Raw genomic sequence first — 22,681 nt, forward strand, 5'->3', positions numbered from 1 at the left:
CGAGCTGCAATCTTGAGCCGCTCACAGGCCCGGTGCTACCATGCCCGACCGCCCGAGCCGGCAAGGAAAGTCCCGTTTTATGAGCAGCATCCGTGAACGTAATAAGCACCTGATTTTGCGAGCCGCCAGCGAAGAGTTCGCTGACAAGGGTTTCGCCGCGAGCAAAACCAGCGACATCGCCGCCAAGGCCGGTGTACCCAAGCCCAATGTTTATTACTACTTCAAGTCCAAGGAAAACCTCTACCGCGAAGTGCTTGAAAGCATTATCGAGCCGATACTGCGCGTGTCGACGCCGTTCAATGCCGACGGCGAGCCCAATGAAGTGCTGAGCAACTACATTCGCTCAAAAATCATGATTTCCCGCGACCTGCCGTTTGCCTCAAAAGTGTTCGCCAGCGAAATCATGCACGGCGCACCGCACCTGAGCGAAACCCAAGTGGAGTTGCTCAACGCCCAGGCCAAACACAACATCGAATGCATCCAGACCTGGATCGATCGCGGCCAGATCGCCCCGATAGACCCCCATCACCTGATGTTCAGCATCTGGGCGGCGACGCAGACCTATGCTGACTTCGACTGGCAAATCTCCGCCATCACTGGCAAGGCCAAACTCGACGACAGCGATTACGAAGCGGCAACACAAACGATCATCCGCCTCGTGCTCAAAGGCTGTGCGCCAGACTAAAAGCCTCCCACACACGCTCCGTAGCAGCTGCCGCAGGCTGCGTTCGGCCGCGAAGCGGTCGTAAAATCAGCATTCAGGGCGTGTCAGGCACACCGCAGGTTCTGGTTTACGACTGCTACGCAGCCGAACGCAGCCTGCGGCAGCTGCTACGGGGTTGCGGTGCTAAGCCACTACACCCGCATCGGCGCGCAAGCCTTGGGCTTCAACCGCGCTGATTGCGCACTGTTCGTCAATGTCCGACGTATCGCCGCTAATGCCCACCGCACCCAACACGTTACCGGCCTCATCAAGGATCAACACCCCGCCCGGCACCGGCACAATATCGCCGCGCCCCATGCCATTGAGTGCCGCGTAAAAAGCCGGTCGTTGCTGCGCATCCAGTGCCAGCAAACGCGACCCCTTGCCCAACGCAATGGCACCCCACGCCTTGCCAATCGCAATACTGGGTCGCAACAGGCTGGCACCATCCTCGCGCTGCAACGCCAACAAATACCCGCTGCTGTCGAGCACCGCAACGGTCAATGGCGCAGCGTTTATCTGACGTGCTGCGCTCAGTGCCTGCGCGGTCAGGTTTAAAGCGACTTTCAAGGTTAAAGCACTCATGGTTGCCGTCCTTATGGTGTTATTGGAAAGCCTTTAGGCGCCTGCTGACAGGCATCAATACAACCAATAGAACACAATAATAATGTGCTTTGTATACAATTTTTAACACCAAAAAAGCTTCTAAACGCACCAAACCTCGAAATACTGGGCCTTCAAGCGTTCATTCACGTCTTCAATAAAACTCATTGACCTCTTGCCGCGAGGATGAATACACTCGCCACACAGCCACTTGTATACAATTACAAAACGTAAGAGGCACAAAGCAATGAGCAAAATGAGAGCAATCGAAGCCGCCGTTTTGGTGATGCGTCGCGAAGGTGTCAATACCGCATTCGGTATCCCCGGCGCCGCCATTAACCCGCTGTACTCAGCCCTGCAAAAGGTGGGCGGTATCGATCACGTCCTTGCTCGCCACGTGGAAGGCGCCTCGCACATGGCCGAGGGCTACACCCGTACCAAGGCCGGTAACATTGGTGTGTGCATCGGCACCTCCGGCCCGGCCGGCACAGACATGGTGACCGGTCTTTACAGCGCCTCGGCCGACTCGATCCCGATTTTGTGCATCACCGGCCAGGCACCACGGGCACGGATGCACAAAGAAGATTTTCAGGCGGTCGACATCACCAGCATCGTAAAACCGGTCACCAAGTGGGCAACCACCGTGCTGGAGCCAGGCCAGGTGCCGTATGCCTTCCAGAAAGCCTTTTATGAAATGCGTTCCGGACGCCCCGGCCCGGTACTCATCGACCTGCCCTTTGATGTGCAAATGGCAGAAATCGAATTCGATATCGACGCCTACGAGCCCCTGCCCCTGGCTAAACCCACTGCGACTCGTGTGCAAGTGGAAAAAGCCTTGGCCATGCTTGATCAGGCCGAACGGCCGCTACTGGTCAGCGGCGGTGGCGTGATCAATGCCGATGCCAGTGAACGGCTGGTGGAGTTTGCCGAGCTCACCGGCATCCCGGTGATTCCGACTCTGATGGGCTGGGGCACGATCCCCGATGATCACCCGCTGATGGTCGGCATGGTCGGCCTGCAAACCTCGCACCGTTACGGCAACGCTACCCTGCTCAAGTCCGACGTGGTGCTGGGCATCGGCAACCGCTGGGCCAACCGTCACACTGGTTCGGTGGAGGTGTACACCGAAGGCCGCACGTTTATCCATGTCGACATTGAGCCAACCCAAATTGGCCGGGTGTTCACCCCCGATCTGGGCATTGTGTCCGACGCGGGCGCTGCCCTTGATATGTTCCTGCAAGTTGCTCGTGAATGGAAAGCCGCTGGCAAACTGAAAAACCGCAGCGCCTGGCTGCAAGACTGCCAGCAACGCAAGGCGACCCTGCACCGCAAGACTCACTTCGACAACGTGCCGGTCAAACCACAGCGCGTGTATGAAGAAATGAATCAGGTGTTCGGCAAAGACACGTGCTACGTCAGCACCATCGGTTTGTCACAGATTGCCGGTGCGCAATTCCTGCACGTCTACAAACCGCGCCACTGGATCAACTGTGGTCAGGCCGGCCCGCTGGGCTGGACCATCCCGGCCGCGCTGGGGGTGGTCAAGGCCGACCCGGAGCGCAATGTCGTGGCCCTTTCGGGGGACTATGACTTTCAGTTCATGATCGAAGAACTGGCCGTAGGTGCGCAATTCAACCTGCCCTACATCCACGTCGTGGTGAACAACTCCTACCTGGGTTTGATCCGTCAAGCACAGCGCGGTTTTGAAATGGATTACTGCGTGCAATTGTCTTTCGACAACCTCAACGCACCGGAACTGAATGGCTATGGTGTCGACCACGTGGCCGTTGCCCAGGGCTTGGGCTGTAAGGCACTGCGCGTATTCGAGCCGGGGCAGATCCAGCCTGCATTGCGCCAGGCTCAGGCGCTGATCAAAGAGTTCCGCGTGCCGGTGGTGGTCGAAATCATTCTGGAACGCGTGACCAATATTTCGATGGGCACTGAAATTAACGCCGTTAATGAGTTTGAAGACCTGGCGCTGGTGGGTAACGATGCACCCACCGCCATTTCGATGCTGGATTAATCAATCGCCCATACCCACCCTCTCCCGGCGGGAGAGGGACAAAGCAGGAGTTCACCATGCCGCGTTTTGCCGCCAACCTGTCCATGCTGTTCACCGAGCAGGATTTCCTCGTCCGTTTTCAAGCGGCTGCCAACGCCGGCTTCCACGGCGTCGAATACCTGTTCCCTTACGACTACAGCTCTGCCGAGATCAAGGCGCAGCTGGAAGCCAATAAACTGACCCAAGTGCTGTTCAACCTGCCGGCCGGAGACTGGGCCAAAGGCGAGCGCGGGATTGCCTGCCACCCGGATCGGGTTGAAGAATTCCGTGCCGGGGTCGATCTGGCCATCGCCTACGCCCAAGTCCTGGGCAATGAGCAAATCAACTGCCTGGCGGGCATTCGGCCACAAGGTGTGGACGACGCCACCGTCGAAAACACTTTCGTCGCCAACCTCAAATACGCCGCCGACAAGTTGCAGGCCGTGGGCATCAAGTTGGTCATGGAAGCCATCAATACCCTCGACATTCCCGGCTTCTACCTGAACAACACCCGTCAGGCGCTGGCGATACAGGACAAGGTCGGCAGCGCCAACCTGTTCCTGCAATACGACATCTATCACATGCAAATCATGGAAGGTGATCTGGCCCGCACGATGCAAGCCCACCTGGCGCAAATCAACCATATCCAACTGGCCGACAACCCTGGCCGTCACGAACCGGGCACGGGTGAAATCAACTACCGCTTCCTGTTCGACCACCTCGATCGCATTGGCTATCAGGGCTGGGTGGGCTGTGAATATAAACCGCTGACCAGTACTGAAGCGGGCCTTGGCTGGCTCAAAACCCATAACGCGGTTTAACGGCGCGCCAACACTCAATAAAAACAAGAGGACTTGTCATGGCTAAAATCGGATTTATCGGCACCGGGATCATGGGTTCACCTATGGCCAGCAACCTGCAAAAGGCCGGGCACAGCCTGTTCCTGTCGACCCATCACGGCGCCGCCCCCACCGATCTGCTGGCCGCAGGCGCCGTGGCGCTGGCCAGCCCCAAAGAAGTGGCTCAGGAAGCCGAGTTCATCATCGTCATGGTGCCCGATACCCCGCAGGTCGACGATGTATTGTTCCGTGAGGACGGTATCGCCGCGGGCTTGAGCCCGAACAAAGTAGTGATCGACATGAGTTCGATCTCACCTACCGCCACCAAAGCCTTTGCTGAAAAAATCAACGCTAAAAACGCTCAATACCTCGACGCACCGGTATCGGGTGGTGAAGTGGGCGCCAAGGCTGGCACCCTGAGCATCATGGTCGGCGGCGACGAAAAAACCTTCGAACGCGCCTTGCCTCTGCTGCATAGCATGGGCAAGAACATCACCCTGGTCGGCGGCAATGGCGACGGCCAAACCGCAAAAGTGGCCAATCAAATCATCGTCGCCCTGAACATTCAGGCGGTGGCTGAGGCCTTGGTCTTCGCGGCAAAAAACGGGGCTGATCCGGCCAAAGTTCGTGAAGCCTTAATGGGTGGCTTTGCTTCCTCCAAAATTCTCGAAGTGCATGGCGAACGCATGATCAAAGGCACCTTTGATCCGGGTTTCCGCATCAGCCTGCACCAGAAGGACCTCAACCTGGCACTGGCTGGCGCACGCGAACTGGGGATCAACCTGCCCAACACGGCGAACGCGCAACAAGTCTTCAGCACCTGCGCGGCGCTGGGCGGCAGCAACTGGGATCACTCGGCGCTGATCAAAGGCCTGGAACACATGGCCAACTTCTCGATTCGCGACGAGTAACACCCGCACAACCTGTAGCCGCTGACGAGGCACGAAGACTGCGATGGGCTGCAAAGCGGCCCTTTGCGCGGTTTTCGTCCCCTGCCCGCACGCGTCCCCAGAGTAGCCACCATGAACTCCCCTTCCCTCGGTCAACACTGCCCCGACTGGGCCACCGCCCTGTGTGCGGGGTTTGCCCAAATTTTCCTGCAACGCCAGCCGTTGTGCGGCGTGTTGTGCTTGCTGGCTATTGTGACTTGCGCCCCCTCGCTGCTGGGTGGCGCGCTGTTGGGCGGTGTTGCCGGGCTACTCACCGCGCAGCGCCGCGACTACCCCAAAGCACAACGACAGGCCGGCCTCTACAGCTACAACGGCATATTGTTGGGGCTGTTACTGAGCTATCACTTTGAATGGTCGGCCCTGCTGCCCCTGCTGATCATCGCCAGTGCCGGCATCAGCAGCATCCTGATTCATCACTGGCTCAAGCACGCGAACAACGCCTACACCGCGCCTTTTGTCGGTATCGGCTGGGGGCTGCTCTACCTCGACAGCTCGCCAGCTTCAGGGGCTTCCCAAGAACAGCTGATGACCGGCCTGACGCTGGCTCACGCCCTGTTCAGCGGTATCGCTCAAGTCATGCTGCTGGATCACCCGTTGGCCGGGGTGTTGATTGTGCTCGGCCTGTGGCTGAGTAACTGGCGAGCCGCCCTATGGGCACTGACCGGCTCATTGGCCGGGTTGCTGTGCGCCCTCTGGCAACACGACACACAAACCGCCTTGAGTGGCCTGGCCGGTTACAACCCGGCGCTGGCTGCGCTGGCCCTGAGCCAACAGTCACGACGCATCTGGCTGCCGCTGCTGGGCATTATCGCCAGCCTGCTGATAACACCGGCACTGATCGCCCTTGGCCTGCCTCTGTTGACCGCCCCTTTTGTGCTGGGATGCTGGCTGGTGCTCGCCTGCCTGCGCCTGTTTGTCCCCTCGAACAAGCAATCCGGGTTGCGCATTGAGCGCTAATCCCTGACTCTGCTGGGATTGGGGATTAGAGCAACCTGCATGAACAATCAAGATTGGCGCCAACGCCTCTACGTGATGGTGTTTCAAACCGACACCGCGGCCGGACGCCGCTTCGACAAGACACTGTTACTGATCATCCTGTGCAGCCTGGTGATCGTCGTACTCGACAGTATCGACAGCATTCACCGCAACTACGCCCATGCGCTGGCCTATATCGAATGGGGCTTCACCTTTGTCTTCGCGGTGGAGTATGGCCTGCGCCTGTACTGCTCGCCCAAACCCTTGCGCTATGCCTTCAGCTTCTATGGGTTGGTGGACCTGCTGGCCATCTTGCCGGGGATTCTGGCGATCTATTACAGCGACGCGCAGTACCTGCTGATTATTCGCATCATCCGTATGCTGCGCATCTTCAGGGTGCTCAAGTTGGTGCCCTATTTGAGCCAGGCCAATTACCTGCTCTCGGCCTTGCGCGGCAGCAAACAGAAAATCGTCGTATTTCTGGTCAGCGTCTGCACCCTGGTCACGGTGTTCGGTACGTTGATGTATGTAGTCGAAGGCCCGGAACATGGCTTCACCAGCATCCCGGTGAGCATCTATTGGGCCATCGTGACCCTGACCACCGTGGGTTACGGCGATATCGTGCCCAAAACCGTCATCGGGCAAATTATCTCGGCCATGGTGATGATCACCGGCTATTCGATCATCGCCGTACCCACCGGGATTTTCACGGCCGAGTTGAGCAACGCCATGCGCGGCGAAAAACTCGAACACGATTGCCCCACCTGCAAGAAGAACCGCCACGAATCCTCGGCTTCCTTTTGCTCGCGCTGCGGTAATGCGTTATTTACTAAAAACGTATAACCAAAGTGCTTTTTAATCTTTTAAGGACTATGCGCCAGCCGCTATAGTCGCTGGCAAAGTGCCCCTATTGCTCCCTATAACAAGGACTACGCAGTGAAAAAACTCTTTACCGCCTCCATTTTGGCCGCTGGCCTGGCTCTGGGTGCAGTTGCCCATGCTGCCCAGCCACCTTTGCTGAACGTGTCCTACGACGTCATGCGCGACTTCTATAAAGACTACAACCCCGCCTTCCAGAAGCACTGGGAAGCCGAACACAAGGGCGACAAACAAAACATCCAGATGTCCTTTGGCGGTTCCAGCAAACAAGCACGTTCGGTGATCGACGGCCTGCCGGCCGACGTGATTACCATGAACATGGCCACCGACATCAATGCCCTGGCCGATAACGGCAAACTGGTGCCAGATAACTGGGTCACCCGCCTGCCGAACAACAGCGCACCGTTCACCTCGGCCACCGTGTTTATCGTGCGCAAAGGCAACCCTAAAGGATTGAACGACTGGCCCGACCTGCTCAAGGATGGCGTGCAAGTGATCGTCCCCAACCCGAAAACATCGGGAAATGGCCGCTACACCTTCCTCTCGGCGTGGGGCTATGTGCTCAAAAACGGTGGCGACGAGACCAAGGCCAAAGACTTCGTGGCCAAACTGTTCAAACAGGCGCCAGTGCTGGATACCGGCGGCCGTGCTGCCACCACCACCTTTATGACCAACCAGATTGGCGATGTACTGGTGACCTTTGAGAACGAAGCGGAAATGATCGCCCGTGAGTTCGGTCGTGATCAGTTCGAAGTGATCTACCCAAGCGTTTCGGCTGAAGCCGAGCCGCCGGTGACCGTAGTCGACAAAGTAGTCGACAAAAAGGGCACACGTGAAGTGGCAGAGGCCTACCTGAAATACCTGTGGTCGCCAGAAGGTCAGGAAATTGCCGCGAACAACTACCTGCGTCCACGAGACCCGGCAGTGCTGGCGAAATATAACGATCGCTTCCCGAAAGTCGACTTCCTGTCGGTAGAGAAAACCTTCGGTGACTGGCGCGACGTGCAGAAGAAATACTTCAACGATGGCGGCGTGTTCGATCAGATTTACAACGGGCAATAATCCAAAAACCCGCACACCTGTATAAAAACACAGTCAAAACGGTTGCCCTTTGTCTATTCTCTGCCCATGCTGTGCACCTTGTGTACAGCATGATGAATGAGCGGACCGATGCGGCTGTTTTTGTGTGAAAAACCCTCCCAGGCCAAAGACATTGCAGCCGTGCTCGGCGCCAGCCGACGCGGTGATGGCTGCTGGGTAGGGGCTAATGCCACAGTCACGTGGTGCATAGGCCATCTTCTTGAAACAGCCCCGCCGGACGCCTACGACGAGCGCTACAAGCGCTGGGTGCTGGCTGATCTGCCGATCATCCCCGCCAAATGGAAAATGCGCGTCAAGCCCAAGACCGCGAGCCAGTTCAAGGCCGTCAAGCGCTTGCTCGGCGAAGCCAGCGAACTGGTAATCGCCACCGACGCCGACCGTGAAGGTGAAATGATCGCCCGTGAACTGGTCGAGCATTGCCGTTATCGCGGGCCCATTCAGCGCCTGTGGTTGTCCGCACTGGACGACGCCTCCATTCGCAAAGCATTGGCCGCACTCAAGCCCGGCGCCGAAACCTTCAACCTCTACCACTCGGCCCTGGGCCGCTCCCGGGCTGACTGGCTGATCGGCATGAACATGAGCCGCCTGTTTACCCTGCTGGGGCGTCAGGCGGGTTATCAAGGCGTTCTGCCGGTGGGCCGAGTACAAACGCCGACACTGCGGCTGGTGGTCGACCGCGATCGCAGTATCAGCGACTTCGTGCCCGTCGCCTTCTGGGCCATCGACGTACAGCTCAACCACGACAGCCACCTGTTCACCGCCCAATGGCGCGCAGACCCCGACACCTGCGACGATCAAGACCGCTGCCTCAATCAGGTCCACGCGCAGCAGGCGGCGACGGCCATGCAAGACGCCAACAGTGCCCGGGTGGTTAAACTGCGCACCGAGCGCATGCGGGAAGTGGCCCCACTCCCCTTCGACCTGGGCACCTTGCAAGAGATTTGCTCGAAAAAGCTCGGTCTCGGCGCCCAGGAAACCCTCGACATCGCTCAAGCGCTGTACGAAACCTACAAGCTCGTCACCTACCCGCGCAGTGATTGCGGTTACTTGCCGCAAAGCCAGCACGGTGAAGCGCCCGCAATCCTTGCCGCCTTGGCTCACGCCGATTCGGCGCTGGCGCCGCTGGCCGGGCACCTTGATCCCCAGCGCCGTTCTCGGGCCTGGAACGACGCCAAAGTCAGCGCTCACCACGGCATCATTCCAACGGCTGCGGCAAAGAACCTTGAGCGCCTGAGCGGCAAACACCGTGCGGTCTATACCTTGATTCGCGCCCGCTACCTGGCGCAATTTCTGCCCAACCACGAATACGACCGAACCCAGGCTGACTTTGATTGCGCGGGCCAAGCCCTGCGCGCCGTTGGCAAGCAAATCGTCGAGCCCGGCTGGAAGCGCGCCCTGCCCGAAGCCCTGGCCCCGGCCAAAGGCCGCGAAGCCCCGGCCCCACAACCGTTGCCACGCTTGCACGAAGGGTTGGACTGCGCTGTTGCCAACGTTCAGCTCAAAGACCTGTGGACCCAGCCGCCCAAACCTTTCACCGAAGGTGACCTGATCAAAGCGATGAAAAACGTCGCCAAGCTGGTGCAAGACCCACTGCTCAAGCAAAAACTCAAAGACACCACCGGCATTGGTACCGAAGCGACCCGTGCCGGGATTATTCAGGGTTTGCTTGATCGGGGTTACTTAAGCAAAAACGGCAAGGCCCTGGCTGCCACGCCAGCCGCATTCAGCCTGATTGATGCCGTGCCCCGGGCCATCGCCGACCCCGGCACCACCGCTATCTGGGAGCAGGCACTGGATATGGTGCAAAGCGGCGAAATGACCCTCGACATCTTCGTGGCTAAACAGGCCGCGTGGATGAGCAAACATATCGAGCGGTGCAGCGCCATGACCATGAGCATCAAAGGCCCGGCAAGCCCGGCGGGCGTGGCACCTGCGTGGAAGAAAAAACGCAAGAGTACGGCTACGAAAACCACCGCCAAGCGCGCCGTGAAGAAAAAATAACGATGGTCATGGCGTCGTCATTACTCACGCTTTTGAATCTCTGAAAATGGCGCATATTCCCTTTTGCCCGAATGGCGGCTGCGACAGAAAAAACAATGCACTTTGCTGTAGCCAGGTAACTGCTTCAGCACCTCCGAGAGCGTCACAGATTTCCCTGATTTGATCGTCAAGACATCGTGAAAATTCAGCGCGTCTAGGTCTGCCAATGACTCGATTGGCGGCTTTGGATTCAACGCCTGACTTTGATGAAAAAATGAAGAAACACCGCTTTCAAACGCCTCAGAGTACCCCAGGTTGTAATCCCTGGACTCTTCCCCCACTTCGATGACCTCCACAGGAGGCACGGTTATTTTTCGCGCCTGAAACCTGAAAAAATCATTGGGCTGAGCTATTAAATCAGTCTCTTGAGGTGTGTAAAAATTCAGTACATGACTCGAATTCCAGATTTTATGAACCGGTGAACGCAAGGCTCCGTGAGCTTGGATGATCAGTTCTTTGGAGGCCGACGGGCTGTGCAATTCAAACTGCTTGATGGTGAATTTTTGATAATCCAGAGTGACCGACTTGTCGTAATTCAAGCCACTGGCACTGCGGTACGCATACAGCCCAAGATTATTGACTAACGGAACAGCCCCCCACAAATAAGGTCGTTGTGAGGGGGCGGCAGCCCTGCGACCCGGCTGCTCATGTTTCTCTATGGAGTGGTAAGGCATTGCCATCTCTCCTCTTGAAGGGGCAGGACAGAACGAAGCCGAGCGCGCTACAACGGGACATGCGAAAGCAGACCGCTGCGTCACGCTTGAGCCTAGCAGGCTAAAGCCTGTGGCTGAACTGTCAGTTATTACAGCTCAACAACGTCATGAGTCACGCGCCAATCAAGCCTGACCCTCCCTGGAAGCACTCCTCGCAGCTGAGTGATGGCTCAGAGCATTACTTGAACTGCCGGCTCAACCCCGGCGGTACACCACTGATGTCGGTTTCTTCCCACGGCCCATTGGGGCTGACGGCGCGGCTCCAGCCGTTGTTCCAGCGGTAATACGCGCGCTGTCGATAGAAGACGTTGGTTTGGTCATCCAGCACATACACCCCAAGCCGGGCATCCCAATGGCTCGGACCACCCGGCGGCGGCGCGAAGGTGGCCGAAGTGCGCGGCAGCGGCTTGGGCGGTTTCGGGATGGGCATGTCCGGCAGCGGTTTGCCGGATGGCTGTGTCGACGGCGGCGGCGCAGGCGTGGACGGTTGAGTCGGCTCGTAAGGCTGATGAACCGCACAGGCGCTCAAGCCTAACGCCAGGCTGAGCAAGGTGATGCGTGCAAGTGGATTCATGACAATTTCTCTTGTTTAAACATTATTCAGACAATTATTTAGGTAGCCGCTGCCGAAGGCATGCAAAAACCTGTAGCAGCTGACGAGCTCCGCGAGGCTGCGATCGGCGGCATAGCCGCCGTAAAACCATTCAATCCGGTGAGTCAGGCGTATCACAATGAGCGGGTATGTGATGGCTCAAACACCCTGCTCGTTGAGCTTGCGACGATTGCATCGTCGAACGCAGCCTCGCACTACTCGACAGCTGCTACGAGGTTGGGCGTCCTACGCGCTCAGCCATGGTTATTGCTTATCCGGGCTATCAATCGTCAACTGCTGCAACTCCCGGGTGCTGCTGGCCATTGGCTGGCTGCGCCCTACCCACTCGCCCGCCGTCGGCTGACCGGCGCGTGAGACGCGGGCCATCAGTATGACTTCAGGAAAGTTGGACAGTTTCAATTGCGGCATCATGGCGTCCACATCCCCCAGCTCCACGGTAATGGGCAAATCCGCCACGGTGACGCGCTTCACCGCCAAAGGCGCCGGTGGGCCCGATACTGCACGGGCGAAAATAAACACGCTGTCCCCCGGCAAAACGGTCGCTTTGGCCGCATCCGCAAGATCCACACTGACTTTGATTGAGGCCAGCGACTTGGCCTGTGGCGCTGTCTCTATTTTTGCGCCACTGGCCAGCAGTTGCTCACGAGCCTTTTCGATGCCGCCTTGCAAGGCGGCACGTGCCTGATCGCCTTCGGGCAGTTCATTCATCAAGCGCTGCCAGTAACCGATCGCCTCTGCAAAGCGCTTGTCTTCAAAGGCTGCTATGCCGAGCAACCCCAGACTGGTGACTTCTTTGGGATCGGCTTTCAAGGCTTCATCAGTCAGCGCCTGTGTTTTTTCGCTCCATTGTTTGTTGTCGGCAAAATACTGCGCCTGCGCCCATTGGCCTAACAATTGAGGCTGACGCCCGGCCAGCGCGGCGCTGCGCTCAAACACCCGGGCTGCATCGGCCGGGCGGTTTTGGGCCATGTAGGCGCGTCCCAGAAAGTACCAGCCTTCAGCCGATTCAGGCTGCGCGGCTGCCGCACGCTCAAGGCGCGACACCATGTCTTCAAGGGACTGCGGCGGCTGGGAAAATTCTGCCGTCAGCTCAACCTTGTCGCTGGCGCCAAAATGCAGGTACAAGCCCAGCCCCAGCACCGGGACCATAACCGCGGCCAACAAGGGTAACGCTTTGCCCAAACTTGAAACCCGCGCCGGCCCCACACCTTCGGTGTCAGCCAACAGTTCGCGAGCCGCTTCTGCACGGCCGTCTTCAAACTGCTGCGGGTTCAACACGCCGTCTTCGAACTGGGCCTGCAACTCAGCCAGGCGTTCCTGATACAGCGCCACATTCAGCGCGGTACGGTCTTCCTCACGCTGGGCACGGCGCCCGCGCAACACCGGGATCAATAAAAAACTGAGGGCGATCAGTAGCAGCAAACCGGCTGCGAGCCAGAATTCAATCATCTTGGTTTTTATCCAGCAAAGCGGCGAGGCGCTGACGCTCCTCGGAAGAAAGGGAGCCCGCGCCTTCGGCCTGCAGAACCCGTCGACGGCGCCCGACTATCACGCCGATCAGCACCACTCCGCCGAGCAGCAAAGCCAGAGGGCCAAACCACAGCACGGAGGTTTGGCCGGTCAGGGCCGGTTTGTAGCGTACAAAGTCACCATAGCGATCGACCATGAAGTCGATGATCTGCTGGTTACTTTTGCCCTCACCGAGCATGCGGTAGATCTCGCGACGCAAGTCGGTGGCAATCGGCGCATTGGAGTCGGCAATGTCCTGATTCTGGCACTTGGGGCAGCGCAGCTCCTGTGTCAATTCACGAAAACGCGCTCGCTCGGCATCATTGGCAAACTCATAGGTGTCGATGGCCGCATGGGCCGCGCCGGTCAGTGTCAGGCCCAACGCAACAGCCGCTAACCAGCGCTTCATGGCCGGGCCTCGTCAACCAGTGCCTGATAACGGCTGGCCAGTTGTTCGCGCCAGACCGTTTCGTCGATAACACCGACAAATTTGTGACGAATCACGCCTTTGCTGTCGATCAGAAAGGTTTCAGGGGCGCCGTACACCCCAAGGTTCAAGCCTAACGAGCCGTCAGCATCGTTGATGTCGAGTTGATAGGGGTTATGGAAGTCTTTGAGCCACTTCTTCGCATCGGCATTGACGTCTTTGTAGTTCACGCCATAAATCACCACGCCCTGCTCGGCCAGCTTGGTCAGCACCGGGTGCTCGACCCGGCACGAGATGCACCAGGTGGCCCAGACGTTGACCAGTGCCGGTTTGCCCTTGAGGTCGGCTTCAGTCAGGGTGTTGTCGCCCTCAACAGACGGCAGGCTGAACGCAGGGAACGGCTTGTCGATCATCGCCGACGGCAACTCAGTGGGGTCCAGATACAAACCTTTGTACAGAAACCACGCCATGCCTAAAAACACGGCCAGCGGGATCAGCATCAACCAGCGTTTCATACAGTGGCTCCCGTCATGCCCAGCGCATCACGCACACGGCTTTTCACTTTGACCCGATAACGACGGTCCATTGCAGCCAACAACCCGCCAAAGCCCGTCAGCAAACCGCCGAACCAGATCCAGCGGACAAAGGGTTTCACATGCACCCGCACCGCCCACGCGCCATCACCCAAAGGCTCACCCAACGCCACATAGAGGTCACGGGTAAAACCTGCGTCGATCCCGGCTTCGGTCATCATTGAGTTCTGTACCGTGTACAAGCGCTTCTCCGGGTGCAGCACGCTGACTTCCTTGCCATTGCGGATCACCCGCACCGTGCCTTTGTCCGAGGTAAAGTTCGGCCCTTCGAAGTGGCGTGCGCCTTCGAAAATAAAGTGATAACCGCCCAGCTCCATCGACTCGCCCGGTGCCAGACGCAAATCACGCTCGGCACTGTTCTGGCTCGACAACACCACGCCCAGCGCGCAGACCGCGATGCCCAGGTGAGCAATCTGCATCCCCCAGTAACTGCGGGTCAGGCTGCGCAGCCCTTTGATCAAGCCTTTGTGGCGGGTTTTCTCGCCAATGTCGCGCACCCCGGCCAACAGCACCCAGGCCGCCAGCATAAAGGTGGCTAACACCGCCCAGTTGAAATCACCCCACGCCACACCCGCAATCACCGCCAGCGCCGCGCTGCCGAGCAACACCGGGGTCAGCATGCCCAGCAGCCATTTGACTGGGGTGTCTTTCCAGCGCACCAGCACACCCACCGCCATCACCACCATCAACAGGGCCATCAACGGGACAAACAGCGCATTGAAGTACGGTGGGCCGACCGACATTTTGGCGCCACTGATGGCATCCAGAATCAACGGGTACAAAGTGCCCAGCAAAATCATTGACGCGGCCACTACCAGAATCAGGTTGTTGCCCAGCAGCAAGGTCTCGCGCGACCACAGCTTGAAGCTGACATGACTTTTAACCACAGGCGCACGCACAGCAAACAGGGTCAGTGAGCCGCCAACCACAAACAGCAGGAAGATCAGAATAAACACGCCGCGCTCAGGATCGGAGGCGAAGGCATGCACCGACGTCAGCACACCCGACCGCACCAGAAACGTGCCGAGCAAACTGAGCGAAAACGCAGCGATGGCCAGTAACACCGTCCAGCTTTTGAACACACCGCGTTTTTCCGTCACCGCCAGCGAGTGAATCAGCGCAGTGCCCACCAGCCATGGCATGAAGGAGGCGTTTTCGACCGGGTCCCAGAACCACCAGCCGCCCCAGCCCAACTCGTAGTAAGCCCACCACGAACCCAAGGTGATGCCGATGCCGAGAAAGGCCCAGGCGACGATGGTCCAGGGGCGCGACCAGCGTGCCCATGCAGCATCCAGTCGCCCCCCCAACAAGGCTGCGATGGCAAAGGCAAAGGCCACCGAGAATCCGACATAGCCCATGTACAGCATGGGCGGGTGAACGATCAGGCCAATGTCCTGCAAGAGCGGGTTAAGGTCATTGCCATTGGCAGGAATTTGCGGCAACAGGCGCGCAAAAGGATTTGAAGTGACGATCAAAAACAGCAAAAAGCCGATGCTGATCATGCCCATGATCGCCAGCACCCGCGCCAGCATCACCTGCGGCAATTGTCGCGAAAAGATCGACACGGCAAAGGTCCAGCCGCCCAGAATCATCGCCCACAACAGCAGCGAGCCTTCATGAGCGCCCCACACGGCGCTGAATTTGTAGTACCAGGGCAGCGCGCTGTTGGAGTTGCTGGCGACATACCTGACCGAAAAATCATCCGTCATGAACGCGTAGGTCAGGCAACCGAACGCAAACAGCAAGAAGGCGAATTGGCCCCAGGCCGCTGGTTGCGCCAGGCTCATCCATAATTTGTCGCCGCGCCAGGCGCCCAATAGCGGCACAGTGGCCTGCACGATGGCGAAGCACAGGGCCAGAATCATGGCCAGTTGGCCCAACTCAGGAACGATCAATCCAAACGTCATCACTTAACCTCTTGGGCCGGGACAGGTGCCGACTGGCCACTTTCATTGAGTGCCTTGGTGACTTCGGGCGGCATGTATTTTTCGTCATGCTTGGCCAGCACTTCGTCGGCCACCACCACGCCCTGAGCATTAAGCTTGCCTAACGCGACGATCCCCTGCCCTTCACGGAACAGGTCTGGCAGGATGCCGCGATACTGAATGGTCACCGACTTGTTGAAATCAGTGACCACGAACTCGACATCCAGCGAATCCCCGGAGCGTTTCAGCGACCCGGCTTCAACCATGCCGCCCGCGCGAATTCGCGTATCCAGTGGCGCTTCGCCACTGGCAATTTGAGTCGGGGTGTAGAACAGGTTGATGTTCTGCTGCAAGGCACTCAACGCCAGCGCAACAGCCGCCCCGACGCCGACCAGAACGGCGAGAATGATGATCAGACGTTTCTTGCGCAGCGGGTTCACTTCGCGTTCTCCCGGCGCAGACGACGCGCCTCTTGTTGCAGATACCGACGGCGCGCCAGCAAGGGCAGCGCCACGTTCAACCCCAGTACCGCCAGGCAAATGCCATAGGCCGACCAGACATACAGCGCATGATGGCCCATGGCCAAAAAGTCGCCCAAAGAATCAAAGCTCATCGCGTGCCCTCCAGCGCTTTCAACACCTCAGCCTTTGCCCAACTGCTGCGGGCTTCGCGCTTGAGCACCTCAAGGCGCATGCGCAACAGCAGCACGACACCAAAGAAGCAGTAAAAGCCGACAACGGTCAGCAGCAAGGGCAGCCACATGTCCACCGGCATCGCGGGCTTTTCGGTCAGGGTAAACGTGGCGCCCTGATGCAGGGTGTTCCACCATTCCACGGAGTATTTGATGATCGGGATGTTGATGACGCCGACAATAGCCAGCACCGCACAGGCCTTGGCGGCGCTGTCACGATTGCTGATGGCGTTGCCCAGGGCAATCAGGCCGAAGTACAGAAACAGCAAAATCAGCATCGAGGTCAGACGGGCGTCCCAGACCCACCACGCCCCCCAGGTCGGCTTGCCCCAGATCGCCCCGGTGATCAGTGCCACAGCCGTCATCCAGGCGCCAATGGGCGCAGCGCTTTGCAGGGCGATGTCAGCAATTTTCATCTTCCAGACCAACCCCACTACCCCGCACACGGCCAGCATCACGTAGCAGGACTGCGCCAGCATGGCCGCGGGAACATGGATGTAAATAATTCGGAAGCTGTTGCCTTGTTGGTAGTCCGGCGGTGCAAACGCCAGCCCCCAGACTACCCCGCAACTGATCAGCAACACGGCAGCAATGCTTAACCACGGCAACAACCGCCCACTGATGGCATAAAACCATTTGGGCGAGCCGAGTTTGTGAAACCAAGTCCAGTTCATCACGCTGTTTCCATCACGGTGCCAGTCACGACCTGTTGAGTGTCGTGCCAGCCAGGGTCTTTACTGGCCTGTGCAAGGCCAGACCTCATTATTCGCCGACGCTGATTTTCAGCCCGGCCGCTATAGCAAAAGGTGTCAGGGTGACGGCCAAGGCAGTCAAACACCCCAGCCACAATAAATATCCGGTCGCAGGCATGCCTTGCAATGCCGCCTGCAAGGCGCCACTGCCCAAAATCAGCACCGGAATATAAAGAGGCAAAATCAGCAGTGCCAGCAATAGTCCGCCCCGTTTGAGGCCCACGGTCAGCGCGGCGCCCACGGCACCGAGCAGACTGAGTACCGGGGTGCCCAGCAACAGCGACACCAGCAGTACCGGCAGGCAGGCCACCGGCAACCCCAGCATCAACCCCAGCAGGGGTGAAAGGATCACCAGTGCCAAGCCGGAAAACGCCCAGTGTGCAAGCACCTTGGCCAATACCAGCAGCGCCAGCGGGTGCGGTGAAAGCACCCACTGTTCAAGTGAGCCGTCTTCAAAATCACTGCGAAAAAGGCCGTCCAGCGAGAGCAGCACCGATAACAGTGCAGCGACCCACAGCAGCCCCGGAGACAGGGTTTTCAACAACTGTGTTTCGGGGCCGACCGCCAGCGGAAACAAGGCAATCACCAGCGCAAAAAACACCAGCGGATTGAGCAGTTCAGCCGGGCGGCGAAACAACAGGCGCGCCTCACGCGCCACTAACGTGGCGAACACATTCATGGTGCCCAACGCCCAAGGTCAATATCGCGATAACCGGGCGGTGTGCGGTTCAAGGTGTGGTGAGTGGTCAGCACCACCGCGCCGCCGAGCTCGCAGTGGCTGGCCAAGTGTTCTTCAAGGTCGGTAACGCCCTGTTTGTCGAGCGCGGTAAAGGGTTCGTCGAGAATCCACAGCCGTGGGCTGTCCAGATATAAACGGGCCAGGGCAACGCGACGCTGCTGCCCGGCCGACAACGTATGACACGGCACATCTTCAAAGCCCTTAAGACCGACACTGGCCAAGGCTGACCAAATAGCCTTGCGCGAGGCGGGCCGATGCAAGGCGCACAACCAGGCGAGATTCTCTTCAGCACTGAGCAAATCCTTGATGCCGGCCGCGTGACCGATCCACAGCAGGTGGCGGCCCTGCCCCTCAAGCGCTTCGCCATTGAGGCGCACTTCGCCCGCAGTGGGCTGCATCAGGCCCGCCAATAAACGCAACAGGCTGGTTTTGCCGCTGCCATTGGGGCCGCTGATTTGCAGCATGTCGCCACTGGCCAGTTGCAGGTCGAGGTGTTCGAACAACATCCGCCAGTCACGCTCACACGCGAGCGCTACGGCGTCTAGAAGAGGGCTGGTCACGTAATTGAGGCCTTCACGGTTCAAGTCGGCTCAGGCGCGGCCGTTAAAGTGATGCAGGATAAATGCATTTGCGGCCTGTTTAAGAGAGCTGGATCAAACATTTGTGACGTTCTGCCACTCTCTAAATGACGGGGCGGCATTATACATGCCATGTCCTACATAAAAGAGGGCATTTTCGACAGGTTGTAACGATGAAAAGCGACATAACTATTCCGCCCGTCCTACCTGCGAACCCGGCCAGTGTACGCCCCGGAGTCGCTGGCGCGCAGGAGTTCAAGCTGCTGTCTCCTCTGAACGGCCTGATAAGCCCCGGACAAACCGCTCAGGCCCAGGTGCTGTCGCTGAAACAGGGCGATGCGAGTTTTCAACTGCTGCTTAACCTGACCCTCGAAGGCGGGCGTCAGACTAACGTGCAAGTCAGCAGCCTCCAACCCTTCGCGCTGGGCACGTTGTTGATCGTCAGCCCATCTTCCGCCGGCAGCCTGGCGATCAATCTGCAACAAGGCGTGAGCGGCACCAGCGCCCCGCTCACCCGCCTTGACCTGCAACAGTTACCGGTGGGTACGCTGCTGCAAGGCAAAGTGCTTGGCAGCTATCTGCTGCCCCAGACAGCCGGGCAACCGGCGGTCTATCGCTCCCTGGTAAGCGTGCTCAACACCGCCCTGAGCACCCGCACCCTGACGCTGGACAGCCCGCAACCGTTGCGGGTCGCCAGCTTGTTGAGTGCACAGGTTGAAGATGCACACACCTTGAGTTTCGTCCCGCTGAGCGGTCGACAAGACCAACTGGCGCTGGCGCAACAACTTGCTGCCCAACAAAGCCGCCAGGGTTCATTGCAAGGGCTGCTCAGCGCTCTGCAAAAACTGTCCCCCGGCGATAACCTGTCCGCCCCGTTGCGCGCTTCGATCGACACCTTGCTGGCCGGGTTACCGACTGCGCCGCAATTGAGCAACCCGGCCCTGCTGAGATCAGCCCTGCTTAACAGCGGCGCATTTCTGGAAGCCAACCTGCTCAATGGCCAGCCCCAGTCGCTGAATGTAGACATGAAGGCCGCGCTCCTGCGCCTGATTGCGCAAATCCTGCCCGGCACACCTGCCAACCCCAACTTCAGCTCAGGCATCGCTGCAAGCACCCAGGCCCAGGCCATGCCAACATTTGTGCGCACTGCGCTGGGCATGCTTGGCCAGATCAGCGCCAAGCCGCAGTACGGGGGGTTTCCGCTGCCACAACGCACGCTGCACAGCAGCGATGGTGAAGACAGCCTGCAAACCCTTCTCAAGTTGGCCGCTGCGGCCCTGTCACGCCTGCAAAGTCATCAGCTGTCCAGCCTTGAACAAAGCACACGCACGGCTGATGGCAATCTGCTTACCACCTGGCAGCTGGAAATCCCAATGCGCAACGCCCACGACATCGTGCCGCTGCAAGTCAAATTCCAGCGTGAAGACCCTCCTGAAAAAGATGCGCAAGACAGCCCTGAAGTGCGCGAAAACAAAGATCCGCTGTGGCGCGTTGAACTGGCCTTCGACCTGACACCGTTGGGCCCTTTGCACGTACAGGCGCAGCTTATTCGCGGGAACTTGTCGGGGCACTTGTGGGCACAGCGGGTATTTACCGCCGAACTGATTACCAGCCAGTTAGGTCATTTGCGCCAACGCTTGAACGATGCAGGATTGACTGTGACTGATCTCGACTGCCATCAAGGCACGCCACCGCAAGGTGCTCAAAGCCCACTGGAACAACGCTGGGTGGATGAAACAGCATGACTCGACAACCCGAACCGCGGCAGGCCATTGCGCTTAAATACGACGGCAAACAAGCACCCACGTTGACCGCCAAAGGCGACGACGCTCTGGCAGAGGCCATTTTGCAACTGGCCCGCGAGCACGAAGTGCCGATTTACGAAAATGCCGAACTGGTGAAACTACTGGCACGGATGGAGCTTGGAGACAGCATCCCGCAGGAGCTGTATCGAACACTGGCAGAAATCATTGCTTTTGCCTGGCAACTCAAAGGCAAATTCCCGGAAGGGTTTGACCCCGATGAACAGCCCTTAGAGCGCGATATCACCCCAGGCCAAACACCTTAAACAGTAACGAGCACGCTGGGGGACGCTTGCACAGAGTGCTGCGCAAGGTCTAAACCCATGTAGCCGCTGTCGAGCACCGCGAGGCTGCGTTCGACGATGCAATCGTCGCAAAACCGAGTTCCTCGTTGTATCTGACACAGTGAGAATCTCAACCTGCGACAGCTACGCCGTCGATCGCAGCCTCGCGGTGCTCGTCAGCGGCTACAGCCTTGTGTCAGCCCTTGTGCATCTTGCTCATCAACTCGGCTTCAGCCTGAGTCAACCCGCACGACTGAGTCAGTTCATCGACGCTGGCGCCCATGCTCACCAGGCGCGCGGCCTGATTGAACGACAGGCTGGTGGGATCGCGTTGCTCCAGCTGCGCCAGCTTCTCGGGCAGCGGCGCGACCAACGCGCTTAGCTCCAGCAAGTCTTCGCCCATCTGCACGCTGCCGTTCTGGTAGGTATCCAGACGCCGCGCCAGCTCCTTGATCCGCCGGTCACGCTCGGCATCTGCCGTGGCCTGCTGCGTCGCCAGATCGCGCTGGCGGCGCTGGTAAGAACGGAACTGCCAGAGGGTAACTACCCACAAGAGCGCCAGAACGATTACTGCTACCTCAAGGATCAATCAGATGTTCTCCAGGTCCGACCATTCTTCTTCGGTCATCATTTTGTCCAGCTCAACCAGAATCAGCAGCTCGCCGTTCTTGTTGCACACACCCTGGATAAATTTGGCCGACTCATCGTTGCCCACATTCGGCGCCGTTTCGATTTCAGACTGACGCAGGTAAACCACTTCAGCCACGCTGTCGACCAGAATGCCGACCACTTGTTTGTCAGCTTCGATGATCACGATTCGTGTGTTATCGGTGATTTCAGCGTTATTCAAACCAAACCGCTGACGGGTATCAATCACAGTGACGACGTTGCCGCGCAGGTTGATGATGCCCAACACGTAAGAAGGCGCACCCGGTACAGGGGCGATTTCGGTGTAGCGCAGCACTTCCTGCACTTGCATCACGTTGATGCCGTAGGTTTCGTTGTCCAGCTTGAAGGTGACCCATTGCAGGATCGGATCTTCACTACTCTGTTGTGCGGCTGACTTGTTCATGCACCAAACCCTTAACTAAAAAACCGCTGATGGTGATCACGGGCAGCGGAGATACATTTATCCCTTGCCCTGGGTAATCAATTCGGCCAACTGTTCAACGTCCAGCAGCGCGCACATGTGTTCAATCACCGTGCCGGCCAGCCAGGGGCGTTGTCCGCGCTGAGAGCGCCATTTGATCTGGTTAGGGTCCAGGCGCAACGAGCGGCTGACTTGATGCACGGCCAACCCCCATTCGTAGCCCTGAACCGAAATAACGTATTGCAAACCCTCGCGATAATCATCGCGATAGCGGTCGGGCATCACCCAGCGTGCCGTGTCCAGCACCTTGAGGTTGCCGCTTTGAATGGGCAACAGGCCCAAAAACCAGTCAGGCTGACCGAACAAGGGAGTCAATTCACGCCCTTGGAGCGAGTAGATCGACCCCAAACATACCAGCGGCACCGCCAACGTCAGGCCGGCCACGTCAAACAGCAAGCACTCGAAGGGTTCAGTGGCCCACGCAGGTCGGCCGTCTTCCAGTACCGGCAAAGGCGCCGCAACCGCGCGCGGACGGTGAGCCTCTACCAGCGGGTTGACGAAGGCTTCAGCGGCCACACCTACGCTCGCCAGCTCAACCGGCATCGCAGGGGCACGGGCATCGCGCACTTCTTCTTCGAGCATGGCGGCACGGAACTCATCCAGCTCCGCGCTTTGCGACTCGGTAACCGTGACGTGAGGCTCATCTTCGATGGGCGGCAACGCTTCGGTGGCATCAAACAACAAATCATCGAGATAAGACTGCAACGCCAATTGCGGACGAGTCGAAACGGCTATCGGTTGTGTCATAAGGTGACCCATTCAACGGCCTCATAT

Annotated in this window: 25 protein-coding genes; 10 read left to right on the top strand and 15 right to left on the bottom strand. The window is 58.5% G+C overall.

Going from position 1 to position 22,681, the window contains the following annotated elements:
* Window positions 1–79 precede the first annotated feature (79 nt).
* Window positions 80–685 carry a TetR/AcrR family transcriptional regulator gene (locus tag EQV93_RS08795; protein ID WP_122782977.1) on the top strand — a complete coding sequence of 202 codons (606 nt, stop codon included), beginning with the start codon at window positions 80–82 and terminating at the stop codon, window positions 683–685.
* Between the two features lie 162 nt (window positions 686–847).
* Here the strand turns inward: EQV93_RS08795 and EQV93_RS08800 are convergent, their stop codons facing one another.
* Window positions 848–1,288: a GlcG/HbpS family heme-binding protein gene (locus EQV93_RS08800; protein ID WP_122782978.1), complete on the bottom strand. Its 441-nt coding sequence runs from the start codon at window positions 1,286–1,288 to the stop codon at window positions 848–850.
* Between the two features lie 265 nt (window positions 1,289–1,553).
* On the opposite strand from EQV93_RS08800, the gene gcl reads away from it, so the two are divergent.
* From gcl to EQV93_RS08835, 7 genes are all read left to right on the top strand, one after another.
* Window positions 1,554–3,329, top strand: a complete 1,776-nt coding sequence (gene gcl / locus EQV93_RS08805; RefSeq protein WP_240891381.1) for a glyoxylate carboligase — start codon at window positions 1,554–1,556, stop codon at window positions 3,327–3,329.
* 56 nt (window positions 3,330–3,385) lie between these two features.
* Window positions 3,386–4,168, top strand: a complete 783-nt coding sequence (gene hyi, locus EQV93_RS08810) for a hydroxypyruvate isomerase (RefSeq protein ID WP_240891382.1) — start codon at window positions 3,386–3,388, stop codon at window positions 4,166–4,168.
* A gap of 38 nt (window positions 4,169–4,206) precedes the next feature.
* Window positions 4,207–5,097, top strand: a complete 891-nt coding sequence (locus EQV93_RS08815) for a 2-hydroxy-3-oxopropionate reductase (protein ID WP_240891383.1) — start codon at window positions 4,207–4,209, stop codon at window positions 5,095–5,097.
* A 111-nt stretch (window positions 5,098–5,208) separates the two neighbouring features.
* Window positions 5,209–6,093 carry an urea transporter gene (locus EQV93_RS08820; RefSeq protein WP_240891384.1) on the top strand — a complete coding sequence of 295 codons (885 nt, stop codon included), beginning with the start codon at window positions 5,209–5,211 and terminating at the stop codon, window positions 6,091–6,093.
* A gap of 39 nt (window positions 6,094–6,132) precedes the next feature.
* The gene (locus EQV93_RS08825; RefSeq protein WP_122782983.1) at window positions 6,133–6,954 is read left to right on the top strand and encodes an ion transporter; all 822 of its coding nucleotides are present in this window, start codon (window positions 6,133–6,135) and stop codon (window positions 6,952–6,954) included.
* Window positions 6,955–7,047: 93 nt separating this feature from the next.
* Window positions 7,048–8,052 carry a sulfate ABC transporter substrate-binding protein gene (locus tag EQV93_RS08830; protein WP_146383691.1) on the top strand — a complete coding sequence of 335 codons (1,005 nt, stop codon included), beginning with the start codon at window positions 7,048–7,050 and terminating at the stop codon, window positions 8,050–8,052.
* A gap of 108 nt (window positions 8,053–8,160) precedes the next feature.
* Window positions 8,161–10,092, top strand: coding sequence for a DNA topoisomerase III (locus EQV93_RS08835; RefSeq protein WP_240891385.1), 1,932 nt, complete (start codon window positions 8,161–8,163; stop codon window positions 10,090–10,092).
* Between the two features lie 20 nt (window positions 10,093–10,112).
* Here the strand turns inward: EQV93_RS08835 and EQV93_RS08840 are convergent, their stop codons facing one another.
* The 11 genes from EQV93_RS08840 to ccmA form a co-directional block, all read right to left on the bottom strand.
* The gene (locus EQV93_RS08840; protein ID WP_240891386.1) at window positions 10,113–10,805 is read right to left on the bottom strand and encodes a putative adhesin; all 693 of its coding nucleotides are present in this window, start codon (window positions 10,803–10,805) and stop codon (window positions 10,113–10,115) included.
* Window positions 10,806–11,022: 217 nt separating this feature from the next.
* Window positions 11,023–11,418: a hypothetical protein gene (locus tag EQV93_RS08845; RefSeq protein WP_122782987.1), complete on the bottom strand. Its 396-nt coding sequence runs from the start codon at window positions 11,416–11,418 to the stop codon at window positions 11,023–11,025.
* A 282-nt stretch (window positions 11,419–11,700) separates the two neighbouring features.
* Window positions 11,701–12,906, bottom strand: coding sequence for a c-type cytochrome biogenesis protein CcmI (gene ccmI / locus EQV93_RS08850; RefSeq protein WP_240891387.1), 1,206 nt, complete (start codon window positions 12,904–12,906; stop codon window positions 11,701–11,703).
* Entirely contained in the window at window positions 12,899–13,375 is a 477-nt protein-coding gene (locus tag EQV93_RS08855; protein WP_240891388.1) for a cytochrome c-type biogenesis protein, read from the bottom strand. The genes ccmI and EQV93_RS08855 overlap by 8 nt, the downstream gene beginning before the upstream one ends.
* Complete coding sequence (locus EQV93_RS08860) at window positions 13,372–13,908, bottom strand: DsbE family thiol:disulfide interchange protein (protein ID WP_122782990.1); 537 nt, start codon at window positions 13,906–13,908, stop codon at window positions 13,372–13,374. The genes EQV93_RS08855 and EQV93_RS08860 overlap by 4 nt, the downstream gene beginning before the upstream one ends.
* Window positions 13,905–15,878, bottom strand: a complete 1,974-nt coding sequence (locus tag EQV93_RS08865; protein WP_167654240.1) for a heme lyase CcmF/NrfE family subunit — start codon at window positions 15,876–15,878, stop codon at window positions 13,905–13,907. The genes EQV93_RS08860 and EQV93_RS08865 overlap by 4 nt, the downstream gene beginning before the upstream one ends.
* Before the next feature lie 14 nt (window positions 15,879–15,892).
* Window positions 15,893–16,351 carry a cytochrome c maturation protein CcmE gene (gene ccmE / locus EQV93_RS08870; RefSeq protein WP_122782992.1) on the bottom strand — a complete coding sequence of 153 codons (459 nt, stop codon included), beginning with the start codon at window positions 16,349–16,351 and terminating at the stop codon, window positions 15,893–15,895.
* Entirely contained in the window at window positions 16,348–16,524 is a 177-nt protein-coding gene (gene ccmD, locus EQV93_RS08875; RefSeq protein ID WP_122782993.1) for a heme exporter protein CcmD, read from the bottom strand. Before ccmD ends, ccmE begins: the two co-directional genes overlap by 4 nt.
* Entirely contained in the window at window positions 16,521–17,279 is a 759-nt protein-coding gene (locus EQV93_RS08880) for a heme ABC transporter permease (protein ID WP_199750973.1), read from the bottom strand. Before EQV93_RS08880 ends, ccmD begins: the two co-directional genes overlap by 4 nt.
* Before the next feature lie 85 nt (window positions 17,280–17,364).
* Window positions 17,365–18,033, bottom strand: a complete 669-nt coding sequence (gene ccmB / locus EQV93_RS08885; RefSeq protein WP_122782995.1) for a heme exporter protein CcmB — start codon at window positions 18,031–18,033, stop codon at window positions 17,365–17,367.
* A complete protein-coding gene (gene ccmA / locus EQV93_RS08890; protein WP_240891412.1) occupies window positions 18,030–18,599 on the bottom strand; it encodes a cytochrome c biogenesis heme-transporting ATPase CcmA in 570 nt (189 codons plus the stop codon). The genes ccmB and ccmA overlap by 4 nt, the downstream gene beginning before the upstream one ends.
* Window positions 18,600–18,844: 245 nt before the next feature.
* Here ccmA and fliK point away from each other — a divergent pair, with 245 nt between their 5' ends.
* Complete coding sequence (fliK, locus tag EQV93_RS08895) at window positions 18,845–20,416, top strand: flagellar hook-length control protein FliK (protein ID WP_240891389.1); 1,572 nt, start codon at window positions 18,845–18,847, stop codon at window positions 20,414–20,416.
* Window positions 20,413–20,739, top strand: coding sequence for an EscU/YscU/HrcU family type III secretion system export apparatus switch protein (locus EQV93_RS08900; protein ID WP_240891390.1), 327 nt, complete (start codon window positions 20,413–20,415; stop codon window positions 20,737–20,739). Before fliK ends, EQV93_RS08900 begins: the two co-directional genes overlap by 4 nt.
* 214 nt (window positions 20,740–20,953) lie before the next feature.
* On the opposite strand, the gene EQV93_RS08905 is transcribed toward EQV93_RS08900, so the two are convergent.
* The 3 genes from EQV93_RS08905 to EQV93_RS08915 are packed head-to-tail and all read right to left on the bottom strand — an operon-like array spanning window position 20,954 to window position 22,654.
* Window positions 20,954–21,346: a DUF2802 domain-containing protein gene (locus EQV93_RS08905; RefSeq protein ID WP_146383697.1), complete on the bottom strand. Its 393-nt coding sequence runs from the start codon at window positions 21,344–21,346 to the stop codon at window positions 20,954–20,956.
* Window positions 21,347–21,829, bottom strand: a complete 483-nt coding sequence (locus EQV93_RS08910; RefSeq protein ID WP_122782999.1) for a chemotaxis protein CheW — start codon at window positions 21,827–21,829, stop codon at window positions 21,347–21,349.
* Window positions 21,830–21,886: 57 nt separating this feature from the next.
* The gene (locus EQV93_RS08915) at window positions 21,887–22,654 is read right to left on the bottom strand and encodes a CheW domain-containing protein (protein WP_122783057.1); all 768 of its coding nucleotides are present in this window, start codon (window positions 22,652–22,654) and stop codon (window positions 21,887–21,889) included.
* Window positions 22,655–22,681 lie beyond the last annotated feature (27 nt).

The organism is Pseudomonas sp. TMW22091, assembly GCF_022496705.1.
Lineage (GTDB): Bacteria > Pseudomonadota > Gammaproteobacteria > Pseudomonadales > Pseudomonadaceae > Aquipseudomonas > Aquipseudomonas saxonica.